The sequence below is a fragment of the Azorhizophilus paspali genome (assembly GCF_043587585.2).
GTDB classification, from domain to species: Bacteria; Pseudomonadota; Gammaproteobacteria; order Pseudomonadales; family Pseudomonadaceae; genus Azotobacter; species Azotobacter paspali.
In genome coordinates this window covers 3,552,619-3,564,731 of the sequence record NZ_CP171449.1, presented here as the reverse complement: position 1 = coordinate 3,564,731, position 12,113 = coordinate 3,552,619, and the positions used below count along the sequence as shown (strand labels likewise).

The 12,113-nt window shown below is 64.9% G+C and carries 11 protein-coding genes and 1 pseudogene; 5 read left to right on the top strand and 7 right to left on the bottom strand.

Translation table 11 applies throughout. The annotated features are described in order from the left end of the window. Nucleotides 1–9: 9 nt before the first annotated feature. From ACGI6K_RS17225 to ACGI6K_RS17215, 3 genes are read left to right on the top strand one after another with little or no spacing between them, the layout of a single operon-like run. Entirely contained in the window at nt 10–1,308 is a 1,299-nt protein-coding gene (locus ACGI6K_RS17225) for an FAD-dependent oxidoreductase (protein ID WP_376948151.1), read from the top strand. Between the two features lie 11 nt (nt 1,309–1,319). Further along, a complete protein-coding gene (locus ACGI6K_RS17220; RefSeq protein WP_376948152.1) occupies nt 1,320–1,604 on the top strand; it encodes a ferredoxin family protein in 285 nt (94 codons plus the stop codon). Between the two features lie 9 nt (nt 1,605–1,613). Further along, a complete protein-coding gene (locus ACGI6K_RS17215; RefSeq protein WP_376948153.1) occupies nt 1,614–2,072 on the top strand; it encodes a ferritin-like domain-containing protein in 459 nt (152 codons plus the stop codon). A 57-nt stretch (nt 2,073–2,129) separates the two neighbouring features. Here the strand turns inward: ACGI6K_RS17215 and ACGI6K_RS17210 are convergent, their stop codons facing one another. The 3 genes from ACGI6K_RS17210 to ACGI6K_RS17200 all read right to left on the bottom strand — a co-directional run bounded on the left by ACGI6K_RS17210 (nt 2,130) and on the right by ACGI6K_RS17200 (nt 5,459). Continuing rightward, the gene (locus tag ACGI6K_RS17210) at nt 2,130–3,134 is read right to left on the bottom strand and encodes a TerC family protein (RefSeq protein ID WP_376948154.1); all 1,005 of its coding nucleotides are present in this window, start codon (nt 3,132–3,134) and stop codon (nt 2,130–2,132) included. A 172-nt stretch (nt 3,135–3,306) separates the two neighbouring features. Beyond that, a complete protein-coding gene (locus ACGI6K_RS17205; RefSeq protein ID WP_376948155.1) occupies nt 3,307–3,996 on the bottom strand; it encodes a response regulator in 690 nt (229 codons plus the stop codon). Further along, nucleotides 3,993–5,459, bottom strand: a complete 1,467-nt coding sequence (locus ACGI6K_RS17200) for a DUF4118 domain-containing protein (RefSeq protein ID WP_376948156.1) — start codon at nt 5,457–5,459, stop codon at nt 3,993–3,995. Before ACGI6K_RS17200 ends, ACGI6K_RS17205 begins: the two co-directional genes overlap by 4 nt. 240 nt (nt 5,460–5,699) lie before the next feature. On the opposite strand from ACGI6K_RS17200, the gene ACGI6K_RS17195 reads away from it, so the two are divergent. Beyond that, nucleotides 5,700–7,178: an inorganic phosphate transporter gene (locus ACGI6K_RS17195; RefSeq protein WP_376948157.1), complete on the top strand. Its 1,479-nt coding sequence runs from the start codon at nt 5,700–5,702 to the stop codon at nt 7,176–7,178. 269 nt (nt 7,179–7,447) lie between these two features. Here ACGI6K_RS17195 and ACGI6K_RS17190 read toward each other — a convergent pair whose 3' ends face one another. Genes ACGI6K_RS17190 through exbB form a run of 3 tightly spaced genes read right to left on the bottom strand, consistent with a single transcriptional unit; the run spans nt 7,448 to nt 9,798 of the window. Further along, a complete protein-coding gene (locus ACGI6K_RS17190) occupies nt 7,448–8,290 on the bottom strand; it encodes an energy transducer TonB (RefSeq protein ID WP_376948158.1) in 843 nt (280 codons plus the stop codon). After that, a complete protein-coding gene (exbD, locus tag ACGI6K_RS17185; protein WP_376948159.1) occupies nt 8,287–8,712 on the bottom strand; it encodes a TonB system transport protein ExbD in 426 nt (141 codons plus the stop codon). Before exbD ends, ACGI6K_RS17190 begins: the two co-directional genes overlap by 4 nt. A gap of 3 nt (nt 8,713–8,715) precedes the next feature. After that, on the bottom strand, nt 8,716–9,798 hold the full coding sequence (gene exbB, locus ACGI6K_RS17180) for a tonB-system energizer ExbB (protein ID WP_376948160.1): 1,083 nt from the start codon (nt 9,796–9,798) through the stop codon (nt 8,716–8,718). Nucleotides 9,799–10,295: 497 nt separating this feature from the next. Between exbB and ACGI6K_RS17175 the strand changes: the two are divergent. Then, a pseudogene (locus ACGI6K_RS17175) lies at nt 10,296–10,916 on the top strand (substrate-binding domain-containing protein); the annotation flags it as partial. A 33-nt stretch (nt 10,917–10,949) separates the two neighbouring features. On the opposite strand, the gene ACGI6K_RS17170 reads toward ACGI6K_RS17175, so the two are convergent. Next, nucleotides 10,950–12,101 carry an acyl-CoA dehydrogenase family protein gene (locus ACGI6K_RS17170; RefSeq protein ID WP_376948161.1) on the bottom strand — a complete coding sequence of 384 codons (1,152 nt, stop codon included), beginning with the start codon at nt 12,099–12,101 and terminating at the stop codon, nt 10,950–10,952. Nucleotides 12,102–12,113: the final 12 nt, after the last annotated feature.

The window sequence follows — 12,113 nt, the reverse complement described above, 5'->3', positions numbered from 1 at the left end:
GAGAACATCATGGCTGAAAGATTCGACGTGATCGTGGTCGGCGCCGGTATGGCCGGTAACGCCGCCGCATACACCCTGGCCAAGGGTGGGCTCAAGGTGCTGCAGATCGAGCGGGGCGAAACCCCCGGTTCGAAGAACGTGCAGGGCGCCATCCTCTATGCCGACGCCATCGAGAAGATCATTCCCGACTTCCGCGACGATGCGCCCCTGGAGCGGCACCTGATCGAGCAGCGCGTGTGGGTGATGGACGACGCTTCCTACGTCGGTACCCACTACCGTTCGGAGGACTTCAACAAGCCGCCCTACAACCGCTACACCATCATCCGCGTGCATTTCGACCAGTGGTTCAACAAGAAGGCCCGCGAGGCCGGCGTGCTGACCATCTGCGAAACCACCGTCACCGATCTGCTGATCGAGGGTGGCAAGGTGGTGGGCGTGCGTACCGATCGCCAGGGCGGCGAAGTCCGTGCCGACGCGGTGATCCTGGCCGACGGGGTGAACTCGCGCCTAGCAGTGAAGGCCGGCTTCCAGCCGGAAATCAAGCCCGAGAACGTGGCCCTGGCGGTGAAGGAAATCCATTTCCTGCCCCAGGAAACCATTGAGGCGCGCTTCAACATCGGCGAAGAGGAAGGCGTGGCTATCGAGATGGCCGGCAAGATCAGCGCCGGCATGATGGGCACCGGCTTCCTCTACACCAACAAGGAGTCGATCACCCTGGGAGTCGGCTGCATGCTGTCCGACTTCAAGCAGCAGAAGATCTCCCCCTATGAACTGCTGGACCGGATGAAGTCCCATCCCTCTATCGCGCCCTTGATCGCCGGCAGCGAGATGAAGGAGTACGCCGCCCACCTGATCCCCGAAGGCGGCTACAACGCCATTCCCAAGGTATACGGCGACGGCTGGATGATCGCTGGCGACGCTGGCCAGTTCGTCAACGGCATCCATCGCGAAGGCTCCAACCTGGCCATGACCACCGGCATGCTGGCGGCACAGACCCTGGTCGAGCTGCGGGCCGCGGACAAGCCCTTCACCGCCGCCAACCTGGCCGAGTACAAGAAGAAGCTGGACGACAGCTTCGTCATGAAGGACCTGAAGAAGTACCGGCGCATGCCGGAGATCTTCCACAAGAACAAGCAGTTCTTCACCACCTACCCGGACCTGCTCTCCAGGGCCGCGCAGACCCTCATCCGGGTTGATGGCGTGGACAAGAAAACCAAGGAAAAGGATATCAAGAAAAGCTTCATCGCCTCACGTTCGCTGTTCGGGCTGATCGGCGATGCCTTCAAGTTCTGGCGCGCCTTCGAGTAAGGAGAAAGCCCATGTCGAAGATCGAAGAAAAGCTGTTCCAGGATCGTTATCGGGTCGACTCCGGCCGGCCGCACATCAGGATCAAGGACCCCGACCATTGCACCGAATGTCTGGAAAAGCAGTGTACCGTCTGCTGTCCGGCCGGTTGCTACACCCGCGAAACCAACGGCAAGGTCACCCTGGTGACCGACGGCTGCCTGGAGTGCGGAACCTGCAGGATCATTTGCCAGGAAAGCGGCAACCTGGAGTGGGAATGGCCTAGGGGCGGATTTGGGATCCTGTTTAAGTTCGGTTGAGGGATGACAATGAACGATATCCAGCTTTTTCTGGCCCACGCCATTCAGTTGGAGAAGGAGTCGGCGCGCCGCTATGAGGAACTGGCCGAGGCCATGCAGAGCCTCGGCAGCGCGGAGGTGGCCGAATTCTTCCGGCAGATGGCGCACTATTCCCGCCTGCACCTGAAGGAGGCCATGGAGCGTGGCGGTTTTCACGACCTGCCGAAGCTTGCCCCCGATGCCTACGAATGGCCTGAAGGGACGAGTCCTGAAGCGGCCGCCTGGGCCGGCGCGGATGGGTTTATGGATGTGCCCGGCGCCCTGGCCTTGGCCCTGGACGGCGAGCGTCGCAGTTGCGACTACTACCGGGCCATCGCCGAGAAGGCCCTGGACCCGGAAGTGAAGCATATGGCCGAGGCTTTCGCCGAGGAGGAGGCTGAACACGTGGCCCAGTTGGAAGCCTGGCGGAGCCGCCCGGCCAAGAGCTGAGGTCGTTTCGGACACGGCCGGCAGGAGCGGTGCGAACCGCTCCTGCCGGCCGGTTCGTCAGTGGAGTGGCTTGCCGGAGTCCTCGAGCACCGGCTGGTTGCGGGTCTTCCACAGCGATACCAAGACACCGCCGAGCAGCAGGCCGAAGGTGACGCCGAGCGAGATACCGGCCGGGATCTTGCCGATGATGTTGACCAGAAAGATTTTGGCGCCGATGAACACCAGCACTAGGGCCAGGGCGTACTTCAGGTAGGCGAAGCGGTGGATTAGCGCCGCCAGGGCGAAGTACAGCGCCCGCAGGCCGAGGACGGCGAAAATGTTCGAGGTGTAGACGATGAAGGGGTCCAGGGTGATGGCGAAGATCGCCGGCACGCTGTCCACCGCGAACACCAGGTCGGCACACTCGATCAGAATCAGTGCCAGCAGGAGCGGAGTGGCCCAGATCACGCTTTTGCCGCTGGCGTTGGGCTGACGGACGAGGAAGCGCCCATCGTGCAGTCGGTCGGTCACCCGCAAGTGGCTGCGCAGGAACCGCACGAACTTGTTGTTTTCCATGTTCTGTTCGTCATCGATTCTGGAAAACAGCATTTTCAGGCCAGTCAGCAGCAGGAACAGGCCGAACACGTAAAGGATCCAGTGGAACTGGGTGATCAGCGTGGCGCCTAGGCCGATCATCAGAGCACGCAGCACGATCACGCCGAGGATACCCCAGAACAGCACTTCATGCTGGTATTTGCGGGGAATGGCCAGGTAGCTGAAGATCATCGCCATGACGAACACGTTGTCCATCGACAGCGACTTCTCGATCAAAAAGCCGGTGTAGTATTCGAGACTCGCATCCGCTCCTTTCCAGTGCCAGACCAGCAAGCCGAACAGCAGCCCCGCGCTGATGTAGCCGGCCGACAGCAGCAGGCTTTCCTTTACGCCGATTTCATGATGGTCGCGGTGCAGCACGCCGAGGTCGAAGGCCAGCAGCACAACGACGATGCCGATGAACAGCAGCCACAGCCAAGTGGGAGTACCGAGAAAAGTGGTCGAGGCAAACGCTATGAAAGCGTCCATAAGCCCCTCCTTGCAATGTCGAAGTTGAAAGATCAGTGACTCCGACATGGCGGCGGTAGCCGTCAGAGGGACCCGGCGTCACGCATTCAGGCTAGTGATCCGGCACGCAGGACTCAAGCCCGAAGCCGTTGCAAGCTTTTTCCGAGCGCCAGGTGGCGTGCTCCGCCGGACCTCAGGGCTCGAAGCGGTAGCCGACGCCGATCTCGGTGATGATGTGCCGCGGCTGGGCTGGGATACGCTCGATCTTCTGCCGCAGATGGCCCACATAGATCCGCAGGTACTGATTGTTTTCCACCGCGTGGCTGCCCCAGATCTGCAGCAGCAGTTGCCGGTGGGTGAGCACACGGCCGGGGTTGGAGGCCAGCAGGATCAGCAGGCGGTACTGGATGTCGGTCAGATGCAGGGGTTCGCCGGCACGGGTGACCGCGCGGTGCACGCAGTCGATCCGGCACTCGCCGAACTCGATGATCGGCTCCAGTTGTTCCCGCTCCGAAGGGTTGCGGCGCAGCAAGGCACGCACCCGCGCCAGCAATTCGGAAACCCCAAAGGGCTTGGTCAGGTAGTCGTCGGCGCCGGCATCCAGGGCAGTGACCTTGCTGATTTCCTGGGAGCGGGCGGAGAGCACCAGGATCGGCACCGCGGACCAGATCCGGTAGTCGCGGATGAAGTTGATGCCGTTGCGGTCCGGCAGGCCCAGGTCGAGGATCAGCAGGTCCGGCTTGCAGGCGCCGGCTTCCACCGCGCCCTGGGCGGCGGTACCGGCCTCGATGATGGTGTAGCCTTCGCCTTCCAGGGTGGCGGCCACCAGTTCGCGGATCTGCGGGTCGTCCTCCACCAGCAGGATGGTCGCGGTTTCGCTCATGTCTCGTCCTTCAAATCGCTCAGGGTAGGCGCGCTGCCCAGCGGCAGGCGCAGGCGGAAACAGGCGCCGCCGCCCATACGGTTTTCCGCCAGTACCTGGCCGCCATGGGCCTCGGCGATACTGCGGGCGATGGCCAGCCCGAGGCCGACTCCAGGTATATTGGACTCGGTCTGGCCACGGCGGAACAGGCCGAACAGCTCCTCGGCGCCCTCGAGCGGCAGTCCGGGGCCCCAGTCGCAGACCATCACGTCCAGCCAGTCGCCGAAACGGCGTACCACCAGTTCCACGGGGGTATCGGCCGGCGAGTACTTGATGGCGTTTTCCAGGAGGTTCCACAGCACCCGCTCCACCAGCACCGCATCGAAGCACAGCGGCGGCAGGCCCAGCGGGATGTCCAAGGTGATCTCCCGGTCCTTCCACTGGGTGCGGACCTGGCGCAGGGTGGCGCCGATGACTTCGTCGATCGGCTGCCAGGCCTCGTTCAATTCAATGTTACCGGAGCGCAGGCGGGCCATGTCGAGCAAGTTGGTGACTAACTGGTTGATCGACAGGGCCTGATTGCGCAGGGCGTTCAGCATGTTCTTCTGGCGCTCCAGGGAGGCCTTGCCGAGGGCCAGGGTGTCGGCCAGCCCGACCATCACCGTCAGCGGCGTGCGCAGGTCGTGAGACAGCGCCGAGAGGATCGAGCTGCGCAGGGACTCGGCGGCTCGGCGCAGTTCGGTTTCCCGGGCGATCTCGGCGAAATGGGTGCGCTCCAGGGCGACGGTCAGCACCGACGAGGCGGTTTCCAGGACGGTGCGGGTCGCATCGCTGCCCGCCTGGGTCGCCGGCAGCTCGCAGGCCAGCACGTGCTGCCGGCCGCTGGCGATCAGCGGGACCAGGGCCAACGTGTGCTGCGGATCGCTACCGGCGCTCATCAGGGGATGGCGGCTGGCGAGGGCCGACTGCAGCAGCGCTGCGGTGAGCGGGGCCGGCGGCGCGGCCAGGGCGCTTTCCGGCAGGATGCGGGTATGCTCGGCCTGTAGCGCGGTGCGGAGGAAGCGGCTGGCGATCTCCTCCACTTCGGTCGGCTTCTGCGCAACGCTCAGGTGGCGGGCCAGATCGTACAGGGCATGGGTTTGGGTTTCCCGGACCTGCATCTGCTCGGCCTGGCCTTTCAGAGAGGCGGTGAGATGCCCGACCAGCAGGGCCACCACCAGCATAACCACCGCGGCCAGCAGGTACTGGACCTCGGTGATCGCCAAGGAGAACAGCGGCGGAACGAAGACGTGGGCGTAGAGCAGGGCGCTCAGCAAGGCCGTGGCGATGGCCGGGCCGCGGCCGTAGTAGCTGCCGACGACGACGACGGCCAGTACGTAGAGCAGCGCCGTGTTGGAGAGGTCGATAGCCTCCTGCAGCGGCAGCATGAGCAGGGTGAGGCCGACGCTGACCAGGATGGCGAGCAGGAGTTTATGGAGTGTCACGGTGGCCTGGTCTTACCCCGGGTCTCGAAGACCGGACATCCTATCGGGAGCGGAATAAAAACGGTATAAAAAACGACCAGTTACAATTCGTATTCCGTCATCGGGCGCGCGTGAACTCCAGGTCACGAAGAGGGCAGGACATTGTTGCGCGGGCGTGTAAGAAGGTGATTCGGCAGGATGTGTTTGGGGTCTTCTTGAAAGTTTTGTGACAATGCCGCCTCCTTTCCTGAGCTCCCTCACATGCTTGACCTTTTGCTCGAGTTGGACGGCTGGCTGCTCGCCGGTCTGGCCGTGGCGCTGACCTTCGTTTTGGCCTTCGAATTCATCAACGGCTTCCACGACACCGCGAACGCGGTGGCGACGGTGATCTACACCAAGGCCATGCCACCCTATCTGGCGGTCTTCGCATCCGGGGTGTTCAACTTCCTTGGCGTCCTGCTGGGCGGTGTCGGCGTGGCCTATGCCATCGTGCACCTGCTGCCCGTCGAGCTGCTCATCGACGTGAACACCGGCCGCGGGCTGGCCATGGTCTTCTCGCTGCTGGCCGCCGCCATCGTCTGGAACCTGGGCACCTGGTATTTCGGCATCCCGGCCTCGAGTTCGCATACCCTGATCGGCTCGATCCTCGGCGTGGGCCTGGCCAATACGCTGTTGACCGATGTGACGGTCTCCGAAGGCGTCAACTGGCAGAAGGCCGCCGATATCGGCATTTCACTGCTGTTCTCGCCGTTGGCGGGTTTTTTGGTCGCCGGCTCGATCTTCCTCGGCCTGAAGCTGTGGAAGCCGCGCTCTTCCATGCATAGCTCGCCACAGCAGCGCAAGGCGCAGATAGGCAAGAAGCACCCTCCGTTTTGGAACCGCCTGATCCTGGTCCTGTCGGCCATGGGCGTGAGCTTCGCGCATGGCTCGAACGACGGCCAGAAGGGCATAGGCTTGATCATGTTGGTACTGATCGGGATAGTGCCCGCGCACTTCGCCCTCAACCTGGACAGCACGGCCTACGAACTCGACCGGACGCGCGACGCGGCCGTGCATCTGCGCGACTTCTACCAGCGCAATACCGGATCGCTCGCGGGATACCTGGCCCTCGGCAAGGGCAAGGGCACCGACCTGCCCGAGAAGTACCGCTGCGATCCCAAGCAGACCGAGGTCACCCTGCAAGCCCTGATGGCGGCCCTGGACGGGGCGCGGGTCTATGCGGAGCTACCGGAGCAGATGCGGGTCGACATTCGCCGCTATCTGCTCTGCCTGGACGACTCGGCGCGCAAGGTCGGCAAGTTGGAGGAGCTGTCGGCGGCGGAAAAGAAAGATTTGGAGAAACTGCGCAAGGATTTGCGGGCGACGACCGAGTACGCGCCGTTCTGGGTAGTGATGGCGGTGGCCCTAGCTCTAGGCCTGGGAACCATGATCGGCTGGCGACGCGTCGTCCTGACCGTGGGCGAGAAGATCGGCAAGGAAGGCATGACCTATGCGCAGGGCATGAGCGCCCAGGTCACGGCCGCCATGGCCATCGGCCTGGCCAACCTCTACAGCCTGCCAGTCTCGACGACCCATGTGCTGTCGTCCGGCGTGGCGGGCAGCATGGTCGCCAACCGGAGCGGCCTGCAGGGCGGCACGGTGGGGAGCATTCTTCTCGCCTGGGTGATGACCCTGCCGGCGGCGATGGGACTGGCCGCCGGTCTGTATCTGCTCGCCAATTACCTGTTCATCGGCAACTGACCCGCGCTCTGGGGGACTGGCAGGAACAGTCCGGTCCGCCACGGCCTACGGCGATGCCGCGCCGTAGGCAAGGGTGCCGGCCCGTATCGATTGCGGATGCGGACGTCCCGGCGCCAAGGTGCCTGCTGTCTTGCTTGCCCCACGCGCAGGGGCGGTTTGGAGCGGGCCGCTCCGGGATTCCGCTTTTCCGGTGCTAGCCGGGACGATGGGGAGAGGGGCATTTCGATGGAGAGGCCATCGCGCCGCCCCGGCGGGGCGGCGGTTGGCGATCAGTGGTCGCGCAGCGAATAGGCGAAGGGCGCCACCACTTCCAGGGTGCCGTTGGTCAGCAGCTCCGCCGGCGGGGGCGGTAGCGGCTCGGCACGGCGGATCATCTGCAGGGTGGCCTGATCCAGGGCGATCCTGCCCGAGCGGGCGACCAACTCGTAGGAGAGCAGCCGGCCCTGGCCGTCGATCTTGAAGCGCAAGGTGACGATGCCTTCGTCGCCGCGGCGGCGAGACTCCGGCGGGTAGCGTTTGTAACGGCTCAAGTGCGCGCGCAGGATGCCCTGCCAGGTCGGCATCGCGTTCGACGACCCTGGGGTGCCCATCTGGCCGGCCGGCTTCGCGTTGCTGTCCGCGGCGCTCGATGCCCCGGCCGCCGCCGCGTTGCCTTGCGCCTGGCTCTGGGCGACCTGTTGCTGCGGCTCGGCGTCCTGCTTCTGCTCTTGCTTCTGTTCCTGCTTGGGATCGGGCTTTTTCTGCTCCTGCTTGGCCTCGGTCTTGGGTTTCGGCTTGGGTTTTTCCTTCTGCTTGGGTTTGGGCGGCGGCAGGGCCAGCTTGGGCTTGGGCGCCTCGATCGGCTTCGCCTGCGCCAGCATCTCGGGTTGTGCCTCCGGCTCCGGCTCCGGTTGTGCCGCCGGGGGCGGCGGTGCGGCCGCCGCTGCCGCTGCCGCGGCAGGAGCGGCGGCGGGCGCTAGGTCCACCATCATGGCCGGCGGCGGCGGTGCCAATTGGATCGGCTTGCTCTCCGGCCGCCAGTACAGCGACCAGAGCGCTATGCCGACGTGCACGCCGAGCACCAGTAGCAGGCATAGGCCCCAGCGCGGCAGAACACGCAGTTGTTCGCTCATGGCTTGCCCACTGTTTCGAGGCCGACCAGCCCGATCTTCAGGTAGCCGGCGGTACGTAACAGATCCATGACCTCCATCAGTTGGCCATATTCCACGTCCTCGTCGCCACGGACGAAAATGGTTTCTTCCTTGTCGCCCTTGGTCTGTTGGTCGAGCGTGTTGCCGAGCAGGTTCGGCTCCACCTTGTCGTTGCCGATATAGAGACTGTGATCCTTCTTGATGCTCAGGTAGATCGGCTGGTCCGGGCGTGGCGTCGGCTGCGCGGTCGAGGCGGGCAGGTCGACCTTGACGTCTACAGTGGCCAGCGGGGCGGCGACCATGAAGATGATCAGGAGCACCAGCATGACGTCGATAAAGGGGGTGACGTTAATGTCGTGGGCTTCCTGGAGGTCATCCCCCCCCTCGTTCATGTGCATTCCCATGGCTTACTCCACTGCCGCCCTGAGCGATACCGGCGCTGGACTCTGACGGACGTTCGACGGCTGGTCAAGATCGCGGCTGACCAGCAACAGCACCTCGGACGAGAGGTTGGCGACCTGTGCCTTGTAGGCGGCGATGGAGCGGGCGAATACGTTGTAGATGATGACCGCGGGGATCGCCGCGACCAGGCCGATGGCGGTGGCCAGCAGGGCCTCGGCGATGCCGGGGGCGACCACCGCGAGGTTGGTGGTCTGCGATTTGGCGATGCCGATGAAGCTGTTCATGATGCCCCAGACGGTACCGAACAGGCCGACAAACGGCGAGGTGGAGCCGATGGTGGCGAGCACGCCGGTACCTACGCTCATCTTGCGGCCGCATTCGGCGACCAAGCGTTCGAGACGGAAGCTGACACGTTCCTTGATGCCGTTCTTGTCGATGGTGCCGGCGGAAAGCTGCAGTTCTTGGCGGGCGTCGGCGATCAACTTGGCCCTGAGGCAGTTCTCGCCGCTCGGCAGCGCTGAGGCCTGATCGAGGGTCCGCAGGCCCTTGATGTCGGCCAGCGACCGCTGCAGGCGACGGCGCGCGCCGAGCAGTTCGAGTCCCTTGGCCATCCAGATGGTCCAGGTGACCACCGAGGCCAGCAACAGGCCGATCATCACGCCTTTCACTACGATGTCGGCGTTCTGGTACATGCCCCAGGGCGACAAATCGTGGGCCAGACCGGACTCGGCCGGCTCCTCCGCCTCGCCGGGGACGGCTGCCGAGTTGGCGTCGGCCGGCGCGGCGGCACCGGCTTCGCCGGCGGGCTGGCCCGCGGCCGCTGCAGCCGTCGGATCGGTCGGCGCGTTGGTCGCAGGCAGCGCCGGAGCGCCCGCGGCAGGCGGCGTTGCCACTGCGGAAGGAGATACGGCGGTGGAAGCTGAAGAGGTGCCGGGCGCCGCCGCACTGGGCGTCGTCGCCGCGCCGGGCGTCGATTCGACGGCTTGGATGGCGGGCGCCAGCAGCAGGCTGCAAAGCAGCAGGGCGGCGGGTAGACGACGGCGTGGGACTGATCGGGTTGGCTGGGCGCTGGAAAGGATAGGGTACATGAGCTAAATATCTAAGTGAGGGCAGTGTCGCTGCCAGGATAGTCGGAGCCACCAAGGGAAAGGCCGCTTCAGCCTTATATGGATAAGGGGCGCGGGCCTGGCCGTCACCTTGGCGATTTGTTAAGCAATTATCCTAACCTCATAACACAAAAATGGATACAAAAGATAATCACTCTTGTCTTCGCGATCGGCCGATCGGGCTGCGCCATGTTGACGCAGCGAACCGCTCTGGCTCGCCGGCGGCGAGGTCCGGGGCGGACGCCGCTTGGTGGGCAGAAGGCGACCGGCGGCTGCCGGTATCCCCCGGCGGGGATCGCTTTGTTCATCGATAGCATCATTGTTCTTGTGTGAGGTTTGCGTGAAGCGGGACTGCCGGGCGAGCGGCCGCCGGCGTCCCGAGGGCGGGCGGAACCCGCGGATTGCGCCGATGCTGCGGGCTTTTCCTTGCATGCGGGCTCCATCGCCTCTCGCCACTGAGCCTGACAGCGCTCCTTCCTCTGTCGGGGCTGGTGCGGATCGGCGCGACCGAGGGCTATGGCATCGAACTGCTCGCCGGCCAGTTGGCGGCCCTGACCCGGCGTTATCCCAACCTGGGCGTCGATCTGCTGGCGGTGCCGCGCATGATGCGCCTGTCGCGCCACGAGGCGGATATCGTCATTACCCTGGAGCGTCCCGAACGCGGACCCTACATCATCACCCGGCTGACCGACTACGTGCTGCGCCTCTACGCCTCGGCCGACTACCTTGCCGCGCAGCCGCCGATCCGCAACCGCGACGACCTCCGACAACACGGCTTCGTCAGCTACATCGAGGATCTGCTCTACAGAAAAGAGCTGTATTACCTAGACGATATCGGCCGGCTCCGGCAGGTCGCCCTGCGCAGCACCAGCATCCTCGCCCAGCAGAAGGCCGCCGGCGCCGGCATCGCCACCCTGCCCAGCTTCGCGGCGCGTAAGAACCCGGCGCTGGTCGAGGTACTCGCCGACCAGGTGGAGTTCACCCGCACCTTCTGGATGCTGATGCCGAAGGAAAGCAAGGATCTGGCGCAGATGCGCGTGGCCTGGGATTTCTTGCGGGAGATGGCCCGCCAGCACCAGGACCTGATGATGGGGCTCTGAGCGGCAGGCCTGTTGCGGGCCCGCCGCCGGGGCTCACAGCGGATAATGGGCCAACTCGCGGGCGATCAGCAGGCGCTGGATTTCGCTGGTGCCCTCGTAGATCTGGGTGATCCGTGCGTCGCGGTAGTAGCGCTCCACCGGATAGTCCTCCAGGTAGCCGTAGCCGCCGTGGATCTGGATGGCGCTGGAGCAGACCCGTTCGGCTATTTCCGAGGCGTACAGCTTGGCCTGCGAGGCTTCCGACAGGCAGGGCAGGCCGGCGCCCTTCAGGCGCGCGGCATGCAGGATCAACAGGCGCGCGGCGTTGAGCCGGGTGTGCATGTCGGCTAGCAGGTTGGCGATGCTCTGGTGCTCGTAGATCGGCTTTCCGAACTGCACGCGCTCGCGGGCGTAGGCCAACGCCGCCTCGAAAGCCGCGCGGGCGATGCCGAGCGCCTGGGCGGCGATGCCGATGCGCCCGCCCTCCAGGTTGGAGAGGGCGATGGCCAATCCCTTGCCGCGCTCGCCGAGCAGGTTTTCCGCAGGGATGCTGCAGCCGCTCAGGTTCACCGCGCAGGTGTCGGAGGCCCGCAGCCCCATCTTGTGTTCGCTGCGCTCGACCACGAAACCGGGCGTGTCGGTGGGCACCAGGAAGGCCGACAGGCCCTTCTTGCCGAGTTCCGGGTCGGTCACCGCGAAGACGATGGCAAGCTTCGCGCGCCTGGCGTTGCTGACGAACTGCTTAGCGCCGTCGAGCACCCAGCGATCGCCCGCGAGTTCGGCGCGGGTGCGCAGGTTGTGCGCCTCCGAGCCGGCCTGCGGCTCGGTCAGACAGAAGCAGCCGATGGCCCGGCCAGCGGCCAGCTCGGCCAGCCAGGCGTCCTTCTGCGCCTGGCTGCCGTATTGCAGAAGGGGGCCGCAGCCGACCGAGTTGTGGATGCTCATCAGTGCGCCGAGGGCGCCGTCGCCGGCGGAGATTTCCTCCACGGCCAAGGCATAGGCAACATAGTCGATGTAACTACCGCCCCATTCTTCCGGCACCACCATGCCGAGCAGGCCCAGCTCGCCCATCTGCGCCACCAGGGCATCGTCGATCCAGCCGGCCTTTTCCCACTCCTTGGCCCGCGGGGCGACCTCGCGCCGAGCGAAGTCCCGGGCCATGTCGCGGATCATGCGTTGTTCTTCGCTCAGTTCGATATCGTGCATCGCGTTCTCCTC